Raw genomic sequence first — 20,076 nt, forward strand, 5'->3', positions numbered from 1 at the left:
ATAGCGGGGACGGTCCGCGGGGTGCCGGGCGGGGCCCACCCGAGCTCCGTCAGCGCTGGTGAGCGGCACCGCGGTGGATGCCGGGGCGCCTCGCGCCCGCTCCGGGGGCAGGTGAGGTTTCGTTACTTTCGGGAGACTCGGGAGCCGTCACGGCCCCGGGCGGGCGGATCACCTGTCAGAGTCGTGTGCATGCAGGTCTGGCCTGGACAGGCGTATCCGCTCGGCGCCACCTACGACGGCGCCGGAACCAACTTCGCGGTCTTCACGGAGGCCGCGGACCGAGTAGAGCTGTGTCTGCTGCACGACGACGGCTCGGAGACGGCGGTGGAACTGCGCGAGAGCGACGCGTTCGTGCGGCACGCGTACGTGCCGGGCGTGATGCCGGGACAGCGCTACGGGTTCCGCGTGCACGGCCCGTACGACCCCGCGCGCGGGCTGCGCTGCAACTCCGCGAAGCTGCTGCTCGACCCGTACGCGAAGGCGGTGAGCGGCTCGGTCCGGTGGGGCGAGGAGGTGTACGGCTACCACTTCGGCGCGCCGGAGCGGCGCAACGACCTGGACTCGGCGCCGCACACCATGACCTCGGTCGTGATCAATCCGTACTTCGACTGGGCCGACGACCGGCCGCCGCGCACCGAGTACCACCACACGGTCATCTACGAGGCCCACGTCAAGGGCCTGACCATGCGTCACCCGGGGCTGCCGGAGGAGCTGCGCGGCACGTACGCGGCGCTGGCCCACCCCGCGGTCATCGACCATCTGACCGGGCTCGGGGTGACGGCTCTGGAGCTGATGCCCGTACACCAGTTCGTCAACGACCACCGGCTGGCCGACCTGGGCCTGAGCAACTACTGGGGCTACAACACGATCGGCTTCTTCGCCCCGCACAACGCGTACGCCTCCTGGGGCGACCGCGGACAGCAGGTGCTGGAGTTCAAGTCGGCGGTCCGGGCGCTGCACGAGGCCGGGATCGAGGTCATCCTGGACGTGGTCTACAACCACACGGCCGAGGGCAACCACCTGGGCCCGACGCTGTCGTTCAAGGGCATCGACAACCCGTCGTACTACCGGCTCGCCGAGGATCCGCGCTACTACACGGACACCACCGGCACCGGGAACTCGCTGCTCATGCGGTCCCCGCACGTGCTCCAGCTGATCATGGACTCGCTGCGCTACTGGGTCCTCGAGATGCACGTCGACGGCTTCCGCTTCGACCTCGCGGCGACACTGGCCCGGCAGTTCCACGAGGTGGACCGGCTGTCGTCGTTCTTCGACCTGGTGCAGCAGGACCCGGTGGTCTCCCAGGTGAAGCTGATCGCCGAGCCGTGGGACGTCGGCGAGGGCGGCTACCAGGTGGGCAACTTCCCGCCGCTGTGGACCGAGTGGAACGGCAAGTACCGTGACACGGTACGGGACCTGTGGCGGGGCGAGCCGCGGGCGCTCGCGGAGTTCGCCTCCCGGCTGACCGGGTCCTCCGACCTGTACCAGGACGACGGCCGCCGTCCGCTGGCCTCGATCAACTTCGTCACCTGCCACGACGGTTTCACGCTGCGCGACCTCGTCTCGTACAACGACAAGCACAACCACGCCAACGGCGAGGACAACCGGGACGGCGAGAGCCACAACCGGTCGTGGAACTGCGGGGTCGAGGGCGAGACCGACGACCCGGACGTGCGCGCGCTGCGCGCTCGGCAGCTGCGGAACTTCGTCGCCACGCTGATGCTGTCCCAGGGCGTGCCGATGATCAGCCACGGCGACGAGTTCGCGCGCACCCAGCAGGGCAACAACAACGCCTACTGCCAGGACAACGAGCTGTCGTGGGTGCACTGGCCCGGCACCGGCGACGGGATCGGGGAAGAGACCGGTCACGAGGCCGGTGACGGGGACGAGACCGGGTGGCTGCTGGAGTTCACGCGCGCGATGGTGTGGCTCCGTCGGGACCACCCGGTGCTGCGGCGGCGGCGCTTCTTCCACGGACGGCCGGTGGAGGGCACGCACGACGCGCTCTCCGACATCGCCTGGTTCACCCCGGAGGGCGCCGAGATGACGCAGCGGGACTGGGACTCGGCGCGGGCGTCCGCGCTGACGGTGTTCCTCAACGGCAACGCCATCTCCGAGCCCGGCGCGCGCGGGGAGCGCGTCACCGACGACTCCTTCCTGCTGATGTTCAACGCCTCCCCCGGGTCGCTGGAGTTCCTGGTGCCGGTCGACCACGGCCGGCAGTGGCAGGTGGTGGTCGACACGGCCCGCCCGGAGGGGGTGCCGCCGGGCGGCGGGGCGAAGGTCGGGGCGGGCGACCGGCTCACCCTGCCCGACCGCAGCCTGACGGTGCTGCAGCGGCCGGCCTGACGTCGGGGGTGGTGGAGCTCAGGAGGACGTGCGGGCCGCTACGTCGTCCACGCGCGCGTGCGCGGCGTGTCCGGCACGTCCGGCGTGGGTCGTCGGGCGGGCCGTCAGGGCGATCACGAGGGTGAGCGCGGCCGACGTGCTCGCCACGGCGAAGGCCGCGACGGGGCCGTAGGCGTCGGTGAGGCGGCCGGTCACGGCGACCGAGAGGGCCTGTCCGCCGACGAGCGCACTGGTGGCGACCGCCATCGCCTCGGCGAGCCGGGCCGGCGGCACCGCGCGCTCGGTGAGCCCGAACACCGTGATCAGATGGGGCGCGTAGGCGACCCCGAGCACGGTGACCACGGCGTACAGACCGGGCAGGCTGTCCGTGCGCAGCAGCGGCAGCGACAGGGCGAGCGCGGCCGCCGTGGCCAGCCGCCAGCGCAGGCGCAGCCCGAAGCGGGCGGGTACGGCGGCCATGGCGAGCCCGGCCCCGGCGCTCATCACGCCCATGGCGGCGTACACGAGCCCCGCCTGGTCCTCCTGCCCGAGCCGGGCGGTCAGCGCGGTGATGCCGGACTCGCAGGCACCGAACATGGCGCCCTGGAGGGCGAGAGCCGCGCGCAGCGCGTGCACACAGCCGGGCATGCGGGCGCGCACGGCCGCACTCGCGGCACGCGCGGGGACGCACCCACGCCCCTCCGCCGAATCCCCGTCACGGACACGGACACGCGCCCGGCCCCGGTCTTCAGCCACGACAGCGGCACACGCGCGGGCGCAGGCACCACCCACGTCCGGCTCGGCGGCACGCGCGGAGGCGGCGGAGGCGCGGTCCTCAGCCCGGTCCCCGTCGCGCACGCGGGTCCGGCCCCGGTCTTCATGAGCGGCGGCAACACGTGGGCGGGCGGAGGAACGGTCCTCGTCGGACTTCACGGCACGCGCGTGGGTGCGGGCGGGGGACTCGGCCGGATCCGTGTCACGCGCGCGTGCCGGGTCGGGGTCCTCCGGGGTGGCGGGTGCGGCGGCCGAGGCGGTCGGGTGCAGGGCGAAGGCGGTGCCGCAGATGGCCACCAGGGCCGCCGCGCCGCCCATCGCGTACGCCGGATGGGCGAGCACGGAGGTGAGCCCGACCAGGGCCGGGCCGAGGACGAAGGACATCTCGTCCAGCGTGCTCTCGAAGGACAGCGCGGCGCCGACGGTGGCCTCGGGGGCTCCGGCCCGGCGGGCGAGCCCGACCAGCCGGGCGCGGGCCAGCGGGCCCACCAGCGGCACGGTGCCACCCGCGGCGGCTCCCACCAGCGCCAGGACGGCCGTGTGCAGGCCCGCGACGGCGCCGGCGACCAGGGAGGCCACCGCGAGCGCGTTGGCGAGCGAGAACGCGAGCACGACCCTGCGCTGCCCGTGCCGGTCCGCGAGCCGCCCCACCACCGGGCCGCAGACCACCTGGCCGAGCGCGAGCGCGCCCCCGGCCAGCCCCGCGGCGGACAGGGAGCCGCTCGTCCGGGCGACGAGCAGCACGCTGCCGAACTGGATGGTGGCCGTCGGCAGCCGGCCCAGGAACGACACGCACGGCAGCAGTGGTCCGGTCAGGGCGATCACCTGACGGTAGGTGTCGCGCGTGCGGCGCCGGTCCGGCTTCCCCGTCGGACCCGTCGTCCCCGTCGTCCCCGCCGTCCCCGTCGTTCGAGGCGTTGTCCCCATCACTCGAAGCTAGGCACGCGCGCATGCGTGCGTGCAGGGACCGATGACACGAAACCGGGCGGTCTGGGTACGTAGGTTTCCATGACTCCTGTGCGACCCGGACCGCGCGTGCCCACGGCCACCTACCGGCTCCAGCTCCAGCCCGCGTTCCCGTTCGCCGCCGCGGCGACGGCCGTACCGTACCTGGCGTCGCTCGGCGTCTCGCATCTGCATCTGTCCCCCGTCCTGGAGGCCGTGCCCGGCTCCACGCACGGCTACGACGTGGTGGACCACACGCGCGTGCGCGAGGAACTGGGCGGCGAGGAGGGCCTGCGGGCGCTGGCGCGGACCGCGCGGGAGCACGGCATGGGCCTGGTCGTGGACATCGTGCCGAACCACATGGCGATGGCGCCCCGGCACAACCGCGCCCTGTGGGAGGTGCTGCGCGAGGGGCCGGCCTCGCCGTACGCGCGGTGGTTCGACATCGACTGGGAGGCCGGGCACGGCCAGCTGCTGCTGCCTGTGCTCGGCGGCCCCGTCGGCACGGAACAGGGGCGTCTCGTGGTCGACGGCGACGTGCTGCGCCACCACGACCACGCCTTCCCGCTCCGCCCGGGCACCGAGGGCCTGCCGCCGGCGGAGCTGCTGGACGCCCAGTGGTACCGGCCGGTGTGGTGGCGGCTGGCCCGCACCGAGCTGAACTACCGGCGCTTCTTCAGCATCTCGGAGCTGATCGGGGTGCGGGTGGAGGACCCGGAGGTGTTCGACGCCACCCACGCCAAGATCCTCCGACTGCTGCGCGAGGGCGTGCTCGACGGGCTGCGCGTCGACCACCCCGACGGGCTCGCCGACCCCGACGGCTATCTCGCGCGGCTGCACGCGGCGAGCGGCGGGCGCTGGACGGTGGTGGAGAAGATCCTCGCCGACGGCGAGGCCCTGCCGCCGTCCTGGCCCGTCGCGGGCACCACCGGGTACGACGCCCTGCGCCGCGTCGACGGCCTGTTCACGGACCGGGCCGGGGCGGATGAACTCCGCACGGCGTACCGGCGGTTCGCGGTGCCGCAGACCGACCGGGGCGGGGACTGGGCGGCCACCGCGCGCCGGGCCGCCTACCAGGTGCTCACGCACGAGCTGGCCGCCGAGACGGACCGGCTCACCCGGGTGGCCGCCCGGCTGTGCGCGGCCTCGCCGGATCTCGCGCTGCGCGACCGGGCGCCCTGGGCGCTGCGCACGGCCCTGGTGGAACTGCTGGTCCGGATGCGGGTGTACCGGCCCTACGCCTCCGGCGACGCGGCCGCCGTCGTGACCGAGGAGGCCGCCGAGGAGGCCCGGCGTGCCTTCGTCGTCCCCGAGGAGGCCGGGGCGGTGGACGTCGTACGGCGGCTGCTGACCGAACCCGTCGAGGCCGCAGCCGGGGACCGTGCGGGCCGGGCGGAGCTGCGCACCCGGTTCGCGCAGACCGCGTCGGCGTTGCGAGCCAAGTCGGTCGAGGACACGGCGTTCTACCGCTACGTGCCGCTGCTGTCGGCGACCGAGGTGGGCGGCGATCCCGGCCGGCCGGGGATCTGTCCGGAGGAGTTCCACGCGTACTGCGCGCGCGTGCAGCGCGACTGGCCGGCCACCGGCACGGTGGTCACCACGCACGACACCAAGCGCAGCGCCGACGTCCGCGCGGCGCTGGCCGTGCTGACCGAATGCCCCGCGCGGTGGGCCGAGTTGATCGCCGAGGTGACGCTGCCGGAGGAGGGGGTGCCGGACGGGCAGCTGGCCTGGGCGGCCTGGCAGACGGTGTTCGGGCTGGGGCCCGCCGCGGCGGAGCGGGTCCAGGGGGCGCTGCTGAAGCACGTGCGCGAGGCGGGCCTGTACACCAGCTGGACGGAGCAGGAGCCGCCGTACGAGGAGGCGGTGGCCGCCTTCGTCGCGGCCGGGCCGTGCGGGTCGCCCGGCGAGCGCGTGACCGCCTTCCGCACGGCGCTGGAGCCGCACGTCCGGGCCAACGTGCTCGGCACCGCGCTGGTCCATCTGACGATGCCGGGGGTGCCGGACGTGTACCAGGGCACGGAGGGCGAGTACCGGGCGCTGGTGGACCCGGACAACCGGCGTCCGGTGTCGTTCCCGCCCGAGGCACCCGGCGAGAAAGACGCCCTGACGGCGGCGGCGCTCCGGCTGCGTGCCCGGCGCCCCGACGCCTTCGGCACGACGGCGACGTACACCCCGCTGACGGCCGAGGGCCCGGCGGCCGCCCATTGCGTGGCCTTCGCCCGCAGCGGAGCGGTGGTCACGGCGGTCACCCGGCTGTCCCTGCGCCTCGCGGAGGCGGGCGGCTGGCGGGAGACACGGCTGGCGCTGCCGCCGGGGCGGTGGGCGGACGTGCTCGCCGCGGGCAGGGAGTTCACCGGCCACGCGCGCGTGGCCGATCTCTTCGCCCGGCGCCCGGTGTCGCTGCTGGAGTGCGTCGCCCAGGACTGAGAGGGGTTCCAGCGGGTTGGCGGCGCTCGCGGGACGCGGCCTGCACCAGCAGTGCACCCACGGCACACAGTGCCCGCACCGCGTCCCGGCGACTGCGTCCGGGCGCCCCCGGCGCCTCCCCCGCCGTATGCTTGACAGTTCACCCATCCCGTGCGGGACTGGGAGGGCGAAGCCGGGCGGACGAGTCGGGGGTGAGTTTCCTGCCGGAGCTGCGCTATCCCAGCGTTCCCGAACTGATCGCCTCCGCACAGGCGTTGGCCGCTCAGGAACCCGGGCTGTGCGCGCTCAGGCAGGTGGGCGTCTCACGCGCGGGAAGACCCCTGCACTTGCTGTCGGTGGGACACGCCCGGCGGGCGGTGCTGGTGGTGGCCGGCGCGCACGCCAACGAGCCGGCGGGGGGCTCCACCCTGCGGGTGCTGGCGGAACGCGTCCTGGCCGAGCGCGAGTTGCGTTCGGGGACCTCGTGGCACTTCCTGCTGTGCGCCGACCCGGACGGCGCGAGTCTGCACGTGACCCCGGCGCCGCGCAGTCTGCTCGACTACCACCTCGGCTTCTACCGGCCGACGGGCGCGGAGCAGCCGGAGTGGTCGCCGTCGGTGCTGCCGCCGGACCGGCTGCCGCCCGAGACGCGGACGCTGACCGGGGTGATCGACGAGCTGCGCCCGTACCTCCAGGTGACGCTGCACGGCACCGATCTGGGCGGCAGCTGGGTGCAGTTGACCAGGCCCGTGCCGGGGCTCGCCGAGCCCTTCGCGAAGTCCGCGGCGCAGCTGCACATCCCGGTGGAGACGGGTGCCTCGGACGCCGCCGGCTGGCCCGCCGCCGGACCCGGGGTGCACGTCATGCCGGGCCCGGAGTCGGGCGTCGCCTACCCGAGCATGCCGGACGACGCGCGGCACAGCACCTGGTACCACGCGCACCGCTACGGCGGTCTGACGGCCGTGGTGGAGGTCCCGATGTGGGCGAGCGACCTGGTGGACGACCGGGCGCCGCACCCGGCGCCGGCGGCGGCGATACGGCGGCTGGCCCGGCGGCTGACCGGGGACGCGCGCGAGGTGGAGCGGATACTGGCCGAGGCGCAGCCCCGGCTGGACGGCCTGGACGGTCCGCTGCTGCGGGCCTCGCGCTGGGTGCTGGGGCTGATCCCGGGCCTGGCCGAGGACTGGATCCACACCCCGCCGGCCGGTACGACGATGGCGTACGTCGGCAGTGTGGACGCCTTCGGGCGACGGCTTCCGCTGCGTGCGGCGGCGATGCTGCTGCGGGTGCTGCGGGAGACCGACGACCGCGCGGCGCCGCGGCTGGAGCACCTCGTGGCCGACTGGTGCGACGCGTTCGCGGAGCGTTTCCGGGCCCGCTGGGTGCCGTTGGAGCACCAGGTGGAGCATCAGTCCCGGACGGTGCTGGTAGCGGCGCAGCAGGCCCGCGAGCGGGCCGGGTGAGCCGCGCCGCCGCACCCGGCGCTCACGCGTCCAGGGCGAACACCGCTCCTGTGTGCGCGTTCATGACACAGGTGTTGGTGTAGGTCTGCCGGAAGTCGACCGGCCGGCCGTTCCACCGCCCGTGCGCGTGGACGGCCACCGGGGAGTAGAGGGCCGGGCAGAAGACGTGCTCGGGCGGGATACGGCCGATGTCGCCACCGGCGGCCGCAAGTTCGGCGCACGCCTCGGCCGCCCGCGCGTGGCCGCCCCGCGGCGGGTCGCACAGCAGCAGGGTGCTGCGCGTGGGACCGTTGCCGCTCTCGCCCTTGACGACGGTCAGATGGAGCCAGTTGCCGGTGAGCCGGTCGCGGGGCGCCGCGTGGGCCGGTCCGGCGGCGAGGAGCCCGGCGGCCGCCAGCACGGCGCCGACCGCCGCGGTCGCTCTCGTGAGGTACGTCATGCTCCCCAGCATCGGCACGCCGGCGCGCGTTCCGCAGTCCGGCTCCTCCGGCTCACTCGAACGGGACGGCACGCGCACGCGTGAAGAGCGTCTGTTCGAACGCGACCGGCCGTCTCCGCCGACGGGCTCAGCTCACGGACAGCCGGAACCCCATGCGGCCGAAGGCGACCAGATCGCCCTCGCGGACCACGATCGCGCCGGTGACCCGGCGGCCGTTGACGGTGGTCCCGTTGGTGGAGCCGAGGTCCCTGAGGACCCACGTCTCCCCCTGGCGGACCAGCTCGGCGTGCACGCGGGAGACGGTCTCGTGGTTCAGACGCAGCCCGTTGGCGGGGTCGCGGCCTATGCGCAGCGGGTGGGTCTGCCCCGGATGCGGCAGCAGCAGCTTCGGCAGCCGCTCGGCCTGCCAGGCGCGGCGCAGCCGTACGGTGAACGCGGAGACGGCCTCCACGCTGCCGAAGACCGCGCGGGACAGGCGCTTCTCGCGGGGCAGGTCGGCGACGAGGGCCGCCAGTTCGTCGGCGTGGCGGGCGGCGAGCGCCAGCTCCATGCGGCGCACGAACGTGTCGTGCGACAGCCGCCCCTTGGCGACGCCGTCGCGCAGCACCAGTAGCGCCTTGTCGCGCTCCGCGTCGGACAGCCGCGCGGGGTACGTGGAGAACTCGAATGACGACGTCACGCAGGTGATTGTCGGTCAGTGAACCCCTAGTGTCCAGAAAACGCGGAATCGGTGCCACGCGTGCGTGCGTTCCGCGACACCCGCCGGGAAAGACCGAATTCGAGAGCACATTGATCGTCCGGACGGCACGATGGGGGCCGCGGGACATCATCACGGTGAGCAGACGAAGGGGAACCGTCCGTGCAGTTCGAGGTGTGGGCACCGCAGGCAGACCGAGTGACGCTCCATTGTGAGGGCGCCACGCGCGCGTTGGGGCGCGATCCCGAGCGCGTGGGCTGGTGGACGGGGGAGGCGGAGGCGGACGACGGCGCCCGGTACGGGTTCGCGGTGGACGACGGTCCCGTCCTGCCCGACCCGCGCTCGCGCCGCCAGCCGGACGGCCCGGACGGGCTGAGCGCGGTGGTGGACCACGGCCGGTACGCGTGGCGTACGCGGTGGGCGGGGCGGGGGCTGCCGGGCGCGGTGCTCTACGAGCTGCACGTGGGCACGTACACCCCCGAGGGCACCCTGGACGCGGCCGCAGCGCGACTGGAGCACCTCGTGGAACTGGGCGTCACGCACGTGGAGTTGATGCCGCTGTGTCCCTTCCCGGGGCGGCACGGGTGGGGGTACGAGGGAGTGTCGCTGTGGGCGGTGCACGAGCCGTACGGCGGTCCGCAGGCGCTGAAGCGTTTCGTCGACCGCGCCCACGAACTCGGCCTCGGGGTCGTCCTGGACGTGGTGCACAACCACCTGGGTCCGTCGGGCAACCATCTGCCCGCGTTCGGGCCGTACTTCACCGACACGCACCACACGCCCTGGGGTTCGGCGGTGAACCTGGACGCGCACGGCTCGGACGAAGTGCGCGCGTTCCTGCTCGGCAGCGCGCTGGCCTGGCTGCGGGACTACCGGATCGACGGACTGCGCCTGGACGCGGTGCACGCGCTGCACGACACGCGCGCGTACCCGTTCCTGGAGGAGCTGTCGGCCGCCGTGGACGCGCTCGCCGAGGAGGTGGGCCGGCCGCTGTCGCTGATCGCGGAGTCCGACCGGAACGACCCGCGGTACATCACCCCGCGCGCGGAGCACGGCCTCGGGCTGCACGCGCAGTGGAACGACGACTTCCACCACGCCCTGCACACGGCGCTGACCGGTGAGGCGCAGGGCTACTACGCGGACTTCGCGCGCGCCCCGTTCGCCGCGCTCGCCAAGACGCTGACCGGGGGGTACTTCCACGACGGCACGTACTCCAGCTTCCGGGGCCGGTGCCACGGCCGCCCGCTGGACCGCGCGCGCGTGGCCGGGCACCGCCTCCTCGGCTACAGCCAGACCCACGACCAGGTCGGCAACCGCGCCCAGGGCGACCGGCTCGCGGCCCGGCTCTCCCCCGGCCTGCTGGCCTGCGCGGCGGCGCTCACGCTGACCTCGCCGTTCACGCCGATGCTGTTCATGGGCGAGGAGTGGGCGGCGGGCACCCCGTGGCAGTTCTTCACCGACCACACCGATCCGGAGCTGGCCGAGGCGGTGCGGCGGGGCAGGCGGCGGGAGTTCGCGGCGCACGGCTGGGCCGAGGAGGACGTACCGGACCCGCAGGACCCGGCGACGCGGGACCGCTCCGTGCTGGACTGGTCGGAGCCCGCGCGCGAGCCTCACGCGCGCGTGCTCGCCTGGTACCGGCGGCTGATCGCACTGCGCGGTGAGCAGCCGGACCTCACCGACCCCGATCTCGCCGACACGAAGGTGGCGTACGACGAGGAGGCCCGCTGGCTCGCCTTCCGGCGCGGCGACGTACGGGTGGCCGTGAACCTGGGCAAGGAACCGGCGGCGATCCCCCTGGGTGCCCGTCCCGCCGTGGTCCTCGCGGCCTGGGACCCGGTCGCGGCCCCGGGCCCGAACGGTCTGCTGGAGCTGCCCGGGGAGTCCTGCGTGGTGCTGTCCCAGCCCTGAGCCCGGCAGGCTCGCGCGCACGCACGCTACGCGTCCTGGTCGTCCTCCTTCAGGTCCGTCACCCGTTCCAGCATGATCGGTTCCCAGGCGCGGCCCAGTTGGGTGCGCAGGAGGGGCAGCGGGCTGTCGTCGCGGCCCTCCAGGCGGTCGGTGAGGCGCAGGACCGTGTCGCAGCGGGCCAGCCACAGGCCGCGCAGGCAGGGGCGGGCGCCGTAGCCGGCGAGGGTGGCCGCGCGGACCGCGGCGCCGGAGCCGACCGCGAGGACGAGCCCGGCGATGTCCTCGGCCGGGTCGGCCACGGCCGCGTCGGTCCAGTCGAGGACGCCGCGCACCCTGCCGTCGGCGCTGACCACCAGGTGCTCGCCCTTGAGGTCGTGGTGGACGAGCACGGCACCGCCGGCCTGGGCGGCGAGCTGGGCCGCGCCGGGCGGGGTGAGCTGGTGCAGGCGTGCGGGGTCGAACTCGTCGGCGGCGGCGAGGCGTTCGGCCGCCGCCACGGCCATGCGGCGCAGCGCCTCCAGGGAGCGCGGCGCGACACGCGGCACCCCGATCGTCTCGGCCTGCCGCACCGGCACCGCGCGCAGCCCGGTGAGCAGTCCGGCCAGGTCGGCCTCGCCGACGGCCGAGACGTCGTGCTCCTCGGCGCTGCCGCCGGGGATCCGGGTGTCGAGCGTGTAGGTGAGGCCCGGCGCCCACTCGCCGTGTGCGACGCCGGCCGGGACGGCGACGGGCAGGTACGGCCGTACCAGGTCGCGCAGGCGCAGTTCGCGGCGCAGGCGCAGGGCGGCCTCGCGGTCGAGGGCGAGCCGCAGCACATGGCGGGTGCCGACCCACCAGGTGGAGTGCTCACCGCCCGCCGTGACGGGCCGGACCTCGGGTCCCCCGCCGCCGGCCGCGTGCTCGTCGGTCAGCGAGCGGACGAGCCGGCGGACGGTGTCCGCGGTGGGTGTCGGTGCCTGGGTCATGGATCGCGCCGTCGCCGTTCGGGAAAAGTCGGGAAGAGGGACCGGGGCGGGTCTCCCTGGGCCGGTCAGCCCACGACGACCAGCTCGCGGGTGGTGTTGTTGAAACGACGGCCGCCCTCCTCGGTCACCGTCACGATGTCCTCGATGCGCACTCCGAACCGCCCGGGCAGATAGATGCCGGGCTCGACGGAGAAGCACATGCCCGGTACGAGGGGCTGTTCCTCGCCCTCGATCATGTACGGCGGCTCGTGCGTGGTGACGCCGATGCCGTGCCCGGTGCGGTGGATGAAGTACGCGCCGTACCCGGCGTCGGTGATCACCGCGCGGGCGGCGCGGTCGACCTCCTGGCAGGCGACGCCCGGCCGTACGGCCGCGAAGCCGGCCTCCTGGGCCGCGCGGACGATGCCGTGGACGCGGCGTTCCTCCTCGGTGGGCTCGCCGACGTGGACGGTACGGGTGGTGTCGGAGCCGTAGCCGTCCTTCAGGCCGCCGAAGTCGAGGACGACCATGTCGCCGTCCTGGATGACGCGGTCGCCGACCTCGTGGTGCGGGTTGGCGCCGTTGGGTCCGGAGCCGACGATGGTGAAGTCGACCTGGGAGTGGCCGAAGCGGCGCAGCAGGGCGGCGAGGTCGTGGCCGACGTCGGACTCGCGGCGGCCGGCGAAGGGAACCTTCCGGATCTCCTCGAACGTTGCATCGGCAGCGGCTCCGGCCGCCGCGAGGAGTTCGAGTTCGGCCGCGTCCTTGACGGCGCGCAGCATGGGGAGGGCATCGGTGAGGGAGGCGTACGAGGTGTCCGGCAGGGTCCGCTGGAGACCCAGCAGGTGCATCGCCCAGGTGTTGTCGCTGATGCCGAAGCGGCCCTTGCCGTCGAGCAGGGCGGCGGTGACGGCGTAGGGGTCCTTGCCGTCGGTCCAGTCCCGCAGGGTGAGCGCGGAGGCGCCGACCGCGTGCTCGGCGTCCGGCGCCTCCAGGGTGGGCACGACGAGCACGGGGTCGTGGCCGGGGGTGAGGACCAGCACGGTGAGCCGTTCGGTGACGGCGGTGGGCGTGTAGCCGGTGAGCCACACCATGTCCGGTCCCGGCGCCACGAGCAGCCCCGCCAGTCCGGCGTCGGCGGCGCAGCGCGCGGCGCGCTCCATCCGGGCCCGGTGGTCGGCGGCGGTGAAGGGCGGGGGCGGGTTACCGGTCATCCGGTCCTCCGAGCACGGGTGAGGGTACGGGGCGATGGCGTCTCGTGCAGCATCCTGCCCGGCCGGCCGGAGTGGCGCGAGCCGTCGCCGGCGCGCTCCACGGGGCGCGGTCGCGGGAGAAGGGGCTCGGCATGGGGCCATCATGGCGCGCGGGGCGGACGGCGACCAGTGGGCCTGCCGGGGTGGCCGAAGGGGCCTCCAGCTGACCGGGTGCGGGCTCGGGGTGCGTCCCGGTCAGGTCACCACGCCCGGTACGGCGGTCAACTGCTGGTAGCCCCCGCTGCGGTGACGCACGGTGAGGAGCACTCCCTGGCCGGGGCGGGCGTGGGCGACGGCGCGGGCCAGGTCGGCGGCGCTGTCCACGCGCGCGGGGCCGAACTGGAGCAGGACGTCCCCGCGGACCAGGCCCGCGGCGTATCCGGGGCCGGGCACGTGCACGCCCACGACCAGCGCGCCCGCCTTCTGGGCGTCGACGGCCTCCACGCCGAGCGTCGCCGCGGGCAGCACCGGAGCGGGGCTCGGCGCGGTCGCGGGGGCCCTGGCCGCGGGGGCGGACGGCGGGGTCTGGTGGCGCAGTTCGGCGAGCCTGCTCATGCCGATCACGGTGGCGCCGACCGTGCCGATGCCGACGCCGGAGAGCACCAGCAGGGTGCCCGCGCACAGGCCGAACAGCAGGCCCCGCAGCCGCTGTCCACGCCGGTGCGCGGCATGCGGGCGCCGGACCGGGCCCACGTCGCCGTGGTCGGCGCACTCGGCCCGGTCGGCACCGGCGCCGTCGCGCGGGTCCTGTCCGGGCATGGGCTTGGGACGCAACGCAGTCTGTTCCATGGTTCGCTCGCCTCCGGGTGATGCTCTACCCGGCGCACGGGGCCGCGACGAGACACGAACGAGTGAGACTGGCCGGAGGGTGGCGCAGGGTAGTCATGGCCCCTCGGCGGCGCGCCGTCACATCCCGCCCGCCAGCTTCCGCACGACGTCCCCCGCCGCCGCCCCCGGGCCGGCGCCGTGGAGGAGTTCCGTACGGTGCACGACCCGGGGTGCGGTGAGCGGGACGGCGACCGTGCCGGGTACGGCGCCGGCGGCCGACCGGGGCAGCAGGGTGAGGCCGTGGCCGGCGGCGGCGAGGGCGGTGAGGGTGTGCAGATCGGTGCCCTCGTAGCGCAGCGCCGGGCGGAACGCGCCGCCGCCGTTCGCGGCGCGCAACTGGTCGAGCGGGAGGGCGGCGTCGGGCGCGTCGAGCCAGCAGGCGTCGGCGAGGTCGCCGAGGCGCAGTCCGGGCCGCCCGGCGAGGGGGTGCCCGGCGGGCAGCAGGACGCTGACGGGCTCCTCGGCGACGCCGTGCGTGGTCAGCGGGGCCACGTCGGGCAGCCGCAGCGGATCGCTCGGCGCGGCGAGCCCGGCGACGAGGCCGAGGTCCGCGTCGCCGGTGGCGACGGCGGCCGGGATCTCCTCGCGTGCGAGGACGCGCACGGTGACGCCGGCCGCCGGAAGCGCGGCGAGGACGGCGGGGCCGAGGGCGGTCGGGGTGGCGGCGAGGGTGAGGCCGGGTGCGGGCGCGGCGGCCATGCGGACGACGTCGGCGCGGGCCGCCTCCAGGCGCAGCAGCAGCGGTCCCGCGTGTTCCAGCAGCCGTTCGCCGGCCGCGGTGGGCGCGACGGGCCGCCTGGTCAACAGGGGTGCGCCCAGGTCGAGTTCGAGCGCGGCGATGTGCTGGGAGACCGCGGACTGGGTGTAGCCCAGCTCGCGGGCGGCCTCCGAGAAGGAGGCGAGGCGCGCCACGGTGACGAACGTGCGCAGCAGATGCGGGTCCATGGGCTCAGCATCCCATCACCATCAGCGTTGCTTATCGAACGTGCAGGAATCATCGTTGGACGTGAACGATGGGGTGCGCGAAGGATGGGGCCATGGACAACACCGCCACCGTCGCCCTCGTCGGCGACCGCTCCCCGCACGTCGTCTCGCACACCCGCATCCCCGGCCTGCTGAAGGCGCTCGCCGAGCGCGACCGGCTGGTCCTGGACGCCTACTGGATCCCCTCGCAGGACGCCGAGGCCGAGGGCGCGGTGCGCGGGTTCGACGCCGTGTGGGTGCTGCCGGGCAGTCCGTACCGCAGCGAGGCGGGCGTGCTCGCGGCCGTGCGCACCGCGCGTGAGGAGGGCATTCCGTTCCTGGGCACGTGCGGCGGCTTCCAGCACGCGCTGCTGGAGTTCGCCCGGAACGTGTGCGGGCTGACCGGGGTCGCGCACGCCGAGAACGACCCGGACGCCGCGGACCCGCTCATCGAGCCGCTGGCCTGCTCGCTGGTGGGGCACGAGGCGGCGGTGACGATCGGGCCGGGCTCGCTGGCGGAGTCCGTGATCGGCGCGCGGCGCACGGTCGAGCGGTACTTCTGCGCTTACGGCCCCACCCGCCACCTCGACACGCTGAGCGCCCACGGGCTGCGGTTCTCCGGGCACGACGAGGACGGCAATCCGCGGGTCGCCGAACTGCCGGGCCACCCCTTCTTCCTGGCGTCCCTGTTCCAGCCGGAGCTGGCGGGCGACGGCTCGCACCCGCACCCGATGGTCCGGGCGCTGGCGCGAGCCGCGGTCGCGCACGCGACGTCCGGGCTCGCCCGGCCGGCCTGAGGCCCGCCGCGCACGAGCCGGCCGCCAGCGGCCGGCTCGGAGCTCCGCTCAGCCCATGTGCCCCTCATGACCGCCGCCGTGCCCGGCGCCGTGGTCGAACTTCATGGCCTCGGCCGGCATGACGACGAAGGGCCGCATCATGCCCATGTCCTCGTGCTCCAGCAGGTGGCAGTGGTACATGAAGCGGCCGTACGCCCCGTCGAAACGGCCCATGACGCGGAGCATCTGGTTCCCGGGCACCCGGAAGACGTCCTTGTTGCCCCGTTCGTTGGGTGCGAGCGGGATCGTCCGGCCGGCGTCGTACCGGATCGGTGTGCGGGTGCCGCCGACGGCCGGGTCGAAGCCCGAGACGTCGTAGGCGTCCCGGCCGAGCAGCTGGAAGTCGGCCAGATGGATGTGCATGGGGTGGACGATCGGCGCGAGGTTGAGGAAGCTCCACTGCTCGTAGCCGCCCTCGGCAAGGGTGAAGCCGAGCGCGTCGTTGAACGTCCGCGAGGTGCGCCGGTACGTCCTGGTGGTGCCGTCGGACCCGGTGACCTGCACGATGCCGTCGGCCGGCAGTGGGAGCCCGCCCGGGTCCTCGACCTCGGTCAGCTCCCAGATCTCCGGGTGGCCGCCCCCGCCCTTGGTGGCGGGCGGGGTGAGCAGGACCATGCGGTGGTGGTGCGGGAGGTCGTGGGTGAGGCGGCGGAAGGAGCCGGAGAGCACCTCGGGCAGTTCGAAGGTGTCCTCCTCCTCGCACGACGCGCCGATCCGGAACTCCAGCACCGCCGGGTAGCGCACGTCACCGGCCGGGTCGGGCACGCCCGGCGGCTGGTTCGGGCCCTTGTTGACCAGCCGCAGGGTCCGGCCCGCCAGCGCGCGGAAGTCGACCAGCAGGTCGAAGCGCTCGGCCGGCGCGGCGGTCAGCGTGGGCAGGTCGCCCTCGAAGTCGACCGGCACGGGCCGCGGCAGCAGCCCGCCGTCGCTGCCGATCTGGTGCACGACGCCCGGCACCGGCGTGCCGTGCTCGTCGATCAGGACGAGGTCGAAGATGCGCGCGTTGGAGGCGTTGAGGAGCCGGAAGCGGTACCAGGCCGGGTCCACCTCGGCGTACGGCCAGATGCGGCCGTTGACCGTGGTGTACGGGCCGGTGAAGGGTATGGAGACCGGCTTTCCGGTCTCCGGGTTGCTCTGCTGGACGATCACCGTCTTGTGCAGCAGCCGGCCGTTGAGGCGGCCGTCCTCGTCGGTGTCGAGGTTGCGGTCGGCGAGGAGCAGCGGGATCTCCCGCTCCCCGGACGGCAGCCGCAGCGCGTCCTCCTCGTCGTCCCGCAGGAGGTAGGTGCCGTACAGGCCCGTCATCACGTTGAACCGCGTGATGTTCATGGCGTGGTCGTGGTACCACCACTGCACGGCCTGGTGGTCGTTCGGGTACTCCGACAGCTGGGCGTCGCCGAATCCGACGGCGTTGTCCGCCCAGCCGTCGTTGCCGCCGCCGGTCTGGGCGCCGTGCAGATGTGTCACCGTCCAGGCGGGCAGGGCGGCGACGTCCTTGTCCGGCTCGACTCCCCCGCGGCCCGGCTCGGTGCTGGGCGGCGGGGTGCCGGGCGCGCTCGCGGGCACCTCGACGGAGGTGACCGGGAACTCCGCGTCCTTCGGTACGCGGTTGGTCCAGGCGATGCGGACGCGCTGTCCGCGCCGCACCTCGACGGTCGGGCCCGGCACATGTCCGTCGTACCCCCACATGAGGGTCGGCGGCAGCTGCGGGTGCAGGCGCACCCAGGTCGGGCGCACGGCGATCTCGGTCTCGTGCAGGACGTCGTCGGCCGCGGGACGCAGGACCGGCGGCACGGTCAACGGCGTGGCGTACGGCGTCAGTTCACCCGGTGCCGGAGCTTCCCGCCGTTCGTTCCCCCCGGCGAGCCTCTCCGGCGTCTCGGTGATCTCGGTCAAGTTCGAACACCCCCGTGTGTCCTTGACTCGGTGTCTGTGTTTGTTGTGTCTCTGTTTGTTCCCCTTACCTCTCAAGACTCCGCAGAGCACGCGAAAGTTCCCCGAACATCCCGTTCCGTACGCGAAGATTCCGCGACGGTCAGCGGAGCGACAGCGCCGGGACGGCGGGCGCCCGGCCGGGCAGGAAGCCGTGGGCGCGGCGGGCCAGGAACCCGGCCCGGTAGCGGTCGACGGTGCGGTGCCAGTTCAGGATGCCGGCCAGCCAGTTCCGCAGGTCGGCGACGTAGGCGTCCATGGCGGCGCGGGCCTCGGCCGACAGCGCGAAGTCGTCGTACAGGACGGGCAGTTCATGGGCGATGACGTGCTCGAACTGCTGCATGCGCTGGGTCGTGAGGTCGTGCACGACGCGCAGTGCGGTCGGATAGTCCACGCCGAAGAAGTTCTGCACGACCAGGATCGCGTTGTGGATGTCGCCCTCGTACTCGATCTCCTTCTGGTACGAGAAGATGTCGTTGAGGAGGCAGGCGTAGTCGACGGCGGCGTTCTCCAGGGACCGGACCGGGCCGCTGCGGTGGACCTCCGGCGGGATCGCGGGGCCGTAGCCCCCGCGGGCAAGGTTCAGGGTGAGGTCGGAGCCGAAGGTGGCGCGGCGCATCTCCAGGTAGTCGACCGGGTCGGGGATGCGGTTCTGGAGCCGGTTGGACAGCTCCCACACCCAGCTCTCGGTCATCACGTCGACGGACGCCTTGAGGGCCTGCCGCCGCTCCGTGTCCATCCCGGCGGTGGTGCGCGTCCACAGGTCGAGCAGGCCGCGTTCCATGGCGCCCGCGGGAGTGACGGCCGGCTCCCCCTCGACCGGCATGCACTCCGAGAGCCGGGCCGTGCTCAGCCGCGCCCCGACCAGGTCCCGGCGGTGGCCGAAGACGAGCGGGTAGTAGTCGTCGGCGTACGTCCCCCAGGCGAGCCACTGGGCGCTGAGGTCGAGGGCCTCGGGGGTGGCGTCCGGGTCCACGCCCGCCGCGCAGAGGGCGAAGTCGAAGGCGGCGAGCCTGTCCTCGTCCCAGACGCCCTCCTCCAGGATGCCCATGCGGTGCGACCAGGCGACGAGGTTGTCGCGGGCGTTCTCCCGATGGGGGTTCAGGCTCACTTCGCAGGGCATGTGGAAGTCGGGCACCACGGACGGGCCGACCTTCTGGAACGGCACATGCGTATAGGCGCGCAGCCGTTGCCGTGCGGCGGAGGCGAGCAGGGCGCCGACGTCGGCGGCCGACGTGCCGGGGCCGCTCGGGAGCTGCCAGGGCGCCTGCGTCACCGCCCCCTGGTTCATGTAGCGGCTGGAGCGCAGATGCCATTCGTGACCGCCGGACTGCCAGTCCTGAAGTCCCTTGGTGTAGGCGGCGATCGCGGCGGCCTGGTCCGGGGTGAGGCCCTTCTCCAGGGCGACGGCCGGGACCTCGGTGAGCGCGGTGTGCTCGAACTGGTGCAGGCGTGAGGTGAGGATGTCGTTGACGGTCTCGGCGGCCTCCTGGGTGGTGCAGCCGAAGAACTTCTCCAGGACCAGGACGCCGTTGCTGTTCTCGCCCTCGTCCTCGACCTCGCGCTGGTAGGAGAACAGGTCGTTGCGCAGGTGGACGGCGTCCGAGAACGTCTCCATGAGGACGCGCAGCGGCCGGGTGCCGGCGACGGCGTCGGGCACCTCGGCGGTCGCGTACTCCACGAGCCCCGCCGACCAGGGGGCGCCGCCCACCTTGCGGCGCATCTCGATGTACTCGACGGGGTTGGCGATCCGCCCCTCGTTCATGTTCGACAGCTCCCACATCGACTCGTTGAGCAGATGCTCGGTGGCGAGGGCGAAGCGGCGCCGCCAGTCCTGCGACATGGCCGGTACGGTGCGCGCCCACAGGTCCTTCAGCCCGGCCTCGACCGGGTTCTGCGGCTCGGGCACCTCGCCGCTCAGGTCGAGCGGCATGAACAGCGGCAGACGGTCGAGATGGGCCTTGCCGGCGGCACGGTCCTGGGTGCGCTTGTACATGTCCAGGAAGTGGTCGTCGAAGAAGAAGACCCACACGTACCAGTCGGTGATCAGGGAGAGGGCTGCGCCGTCGCAGTCGGGGTGGGTGTAGGAGCACAGGAGCCCGTAGTCGTGCGCCTCCAGGTCGTCCTGCTCCCAGATCCCGGAGCCTTCCAGCATGCCCATCTCGCGTGCCCACCGGGTGGAGTGGGCCCGCGCCTCGTCGAGGTGCGGATTGAGCCGCGCGGGATACGGCATGTAGAAGTGCGGGAGTTCGAACGGCTGCGTCATGGCCGGGGCACTACCCGTGGCCCGCGACGCCCATCCGCCGCCCCGGACAGGGCCACACCATCGCGTGAACCGCCCTCGAAACCCTGACCTC

Annotated in this window: 14 protein-coding genes; 5 read left to right on the forward strand and 9 right to left on the reverse strand. The window is 73.9% G+C overall.

Going from position 1 to position 20,076, the window contains the following annotated elements; genetic code table 11:
- Positions 1–189: 189 nt before the first annotated feature.
- Positions 190–2,349, forward strand: coding sequence for a glycogen debranching protein GlgX (gene glgX, locus ACFC8N_RS05270; protein WP_362821155.1), 2,160 nt, complete (start codon positions 190–192; stop codon positions 2,347–2,349).
- A gap of 18 nt (positions 2,350–2,367) precedes the next feature.
- Here the strand turns inward: glgX and ACFC8N_RS05275 are convergent, their stop codons facing one another.
- Positions 2,368–4,029 carry an MFS transporter gene (locus ACFC8N_RS05275; protein ID WP_376286599.1) on the reverse strand — a complete coding sequence of 554 codons (1,662 nt, stop codon included), beginning with the start codon at positions 4,027–4,029 and terminating at the stop codon, positions 2,368–2,370.
- 81 nt (positions 4,030–4,110) lie between these two features.
- Here ACFC8N_RS05275 and treY point away from each other — a divergent pair, with 81 nt between their 5' ends.
- Together treY and ACFC8N_RS05285 are read left to right on the forward strand one after the other, a co-directional pair.
- Positions 4,111–6,477, forward strand: coding sequence for a malto-oligosyltrehalose synthase (gene treY / locus ACFC8N_RS05280; RefSeq protein ID WP_376286602.1), 2,367 nt, complete (start codon positions 4,111–4,113; stop codon positions 6,475–6,477).
- 191 nt (positions 6,478–6,668) lie between these two features.
- Positions 6,669–7,919, forward strand: coding sequence for a M14 family zinc carboxypeptidase (locus ACFC8N_RS05285; protein WP_362821152.1), 1,251 nt, complete (start codon positions 6,669–6,671; stop codon positions 7,917–7,919).
- A 22-nt stretch (positions 7,920–7,941) separates the two neighbouring features.
- Here ACFC8N_RS05285 and ACFC8N_RS05290 read toward each other — a convergent pair whose 3' ends face one another.
- Both ACFC8N_RS05290 and ACFC8N_RS05295 read right to left on the reverse strand, forming a co-directional pair.
- Positions 7,942–8,358: an SSI family serine proteinase inhibitor gene (locus tag ACFC8N_RS05290; RefSeq protein WP_356021835.1), complete on the reverse strand. Its 417-nt coding sequence runs from the start codon at positions 8,356–8,358 to the stop codon at positions 7,942–7,944.
- A 127-nt stretch (positions 8,359–8,485) separates the two neighbouring features.
- Positions 8,486–9,037 carry a DUF1707 and FHA domain-containing protein gene (locus ACFC8N_RS05295; RefSeq protein ID WP_356021832.1) on the reverse strand — a complete coding sequence of 184 codons (552 nt, stop codon included), beginning with the start codon at positions 9,035–9,037 and terminating at the stop codon, positions 8,486–8,488.
- Positions 9,038–9,217: 180 nt separating this feature from the next.
- On the opposite strand from ACFC8N_RS05295, the gene treZ reads away from it, so the two are divergent.
- Entirely contained in the window at positions 9,218–10,963 is a 1,746-nt protein-coding gene (gene treZ, locus ACFC8N_RS05300) for a malto-oligosyltrehalose trehalohydrolase (RefSeq protein ID WP_376286606.1), read from the forward strand.
- A 26-nt stretch (positions 10,964–10,989) separates the two neighbouring features.
- Here the strand turns inward: treZ and ACFC8N_RS05305 are convergent, their stop codons facing one another.
- The 4 genes from ACFC8N_RS05305 to ACFC8N_RS05320 form a co-directional block, all read right to left on the reverse strand.
- Complete coding sequence (locus ACFC8N_RS05305; RefSeq protein ID WP_376286609.1) at positions 10,990–11,928, reverse strand: aminoglycoside phosphotransferase family protein; 939 nt, start codon at positions 11,926–11,928, stop codon at positions 10,990–10,992.
- 65 nt (positions 11,929–11,993) lie between these two features.
- Positions 11,994–13,121 carry an aminopeptidase P family protein gene (locus ACFC8N_RS05310; protein WP_376286612.1) on the reverse strand — a complete coding sequence of 376 codons (1,128 nt, stop codon included), beginning with the start codon at positions 13,119–13,121 and terminating at the stop codon, positions 11,994–11,996.
- A 234-nt stretch (positions 13,122–13,355) separates the two neighbouring features.
- Entirely contained in the window at positions 13,356–13,949 is a 594-nt protein-coding gene (locus ACFC8N_RS05315) for a PDZ domain-containing protein (protein ID WP_376286615.1), read from the reverse strand.
- Positions 13,950–14,066: 117 nt separating this feature from the next.
- Positions 14,067–14,933, reverse strand: a complete 867-nt coding sequence (locus ACFC8N_RS05320) for a LysR family transcriptional regulator (protein ID WP_356021822.1) — start codon at positions 14,931–14,933, stop codon at positions 14,067–14,069.
- Between the two features lie 92 nt (positions 14,934–15,025).
- Here ACFC8N_RS05320 and ACFC8N_RS05325 point away from each other — a divergent pair, with 92 nt between their 5' ends.
- A complete protein-coding gene (locus ACFC8N_RS05325) occupies positions 15,026–15,748 on the forward strand; it encodes a hypothetical protein (RefSeq protein ID WP_362821146.1) in 723 nt (240 codons plus the stop codon).
- Between the two features lie 48 nt (positions 15,749–15,796).
- Here the strand turns inward: ACFC8N_RS05325 and phsA are convergent, their stop codons facing one another.
- Positions 15,797–17,674, reverse strand: a complete 1,878-nt coding sequence (phsA, locus tag ACFC8N_RS05330; protein WP_356021970.1) for an O-aminophenol oxidase PhsA — start codon at positions 17,672–17,674, stop codon at positions 15,797–15,799.
- A gap of 148 nt (positions 17,675–17,822) precedes the next feature.
- Entirely contained in the window at positions 17,823–19,985 is a 2,163-nt protein-coding gene (cyc2, locus tag ACFC8N_RS05335; RefSeq protein ID WP_376286618.1) for a germacradienol/geosmin synthase Cyc2, read from the reverse strand.
- Positions 19,986–20,076 lie beyond the last annotated feature (91 nt).

Source organism: Streptomyces sp. NPDC055966 (genome assembly GCF_042269865.1).
In the GTDB taxonomy this organism is placed as follows: domain Bacteria; phylum Actinomycetota; class Actinomycetes; order Streptomycetales; family Streptomycetaceae; genus Streptomyces.

Excerpts from the sequence above, each read along its gene's own strand:
- ACFC8N_RS05305 (WP_376286609.1), bottom strand. The coding sequence starts at position 11,928 with ATGACCCAGGCACCGACACCCACCGCGGACACCGTCCGCCGGCTCGTC.
- cyc2 (WP_376286618.1), bottom strand. The coding sequence starts at position 19,985 with ATGACGCAGCCGTTCGAACTCCCGCACTTCTACATGCCGTATCCCGCG.
- ACFC8N_RS05310 (WP_376286612.1), bottom strand. The coding sequence starts at position 13,121 with ATGACCGGTAACCCGCCCCCGCCCTTCACCGCCGCCGACCACCGGGCC.
- treY (WP_376286602.1), top strand. The coding sequence starts at position 4,111 with ATGACTCCTGTGCGACCCGGACCGCGCGTGCCCACGGCCACCTACCGG.
- ACFC8N_RS05290 (WP_356021835.1), bottom strand. The coding sequence starts at position 8,358 with ATGACGTACCTCACGAGAGCGACCGCGGCGGTCGGCGCCGTGCTGGCG.
- ACFC8N_RS05320 (WP_356021822.1), bottom strand. The coding sequence starts at position 14,933 with ATGGACCCGCATCTGCTGCGCACGTTCGTCACCGTGGCGCGCCTCGCC.
- ACFC8N_RS05325 (WP_362821146.1), top strand. The coding sequence starts at position 15,026 with ATGGACAACACCGCCACCGTCGCCCTCGTCGGCGACCGCTCCCCGCAC.
- ACFC8N_RS05315 (WP_376286615.1), bottom strand. The coding sequence starts at position 13,949 with ATGGAACAGACTGCGTTGCGTCCCAAGCCCATGCCCGGACAGGACCCG.
- glgX (WP_362821155.1), top strand. The coding sequence starts at position 190 with ATGCAGGTCTGGCCTGGACAGGCGTATCCGCTCGGCGCCACCTACGAC.
- ACFC8N_RS05275 (WP_376286599.1), bottom strand. The coding sequence starts at position 4,029 with ATGGGGACAACGCCTCGAACGACGGGGACGGCGGGGACGACGGGGACG.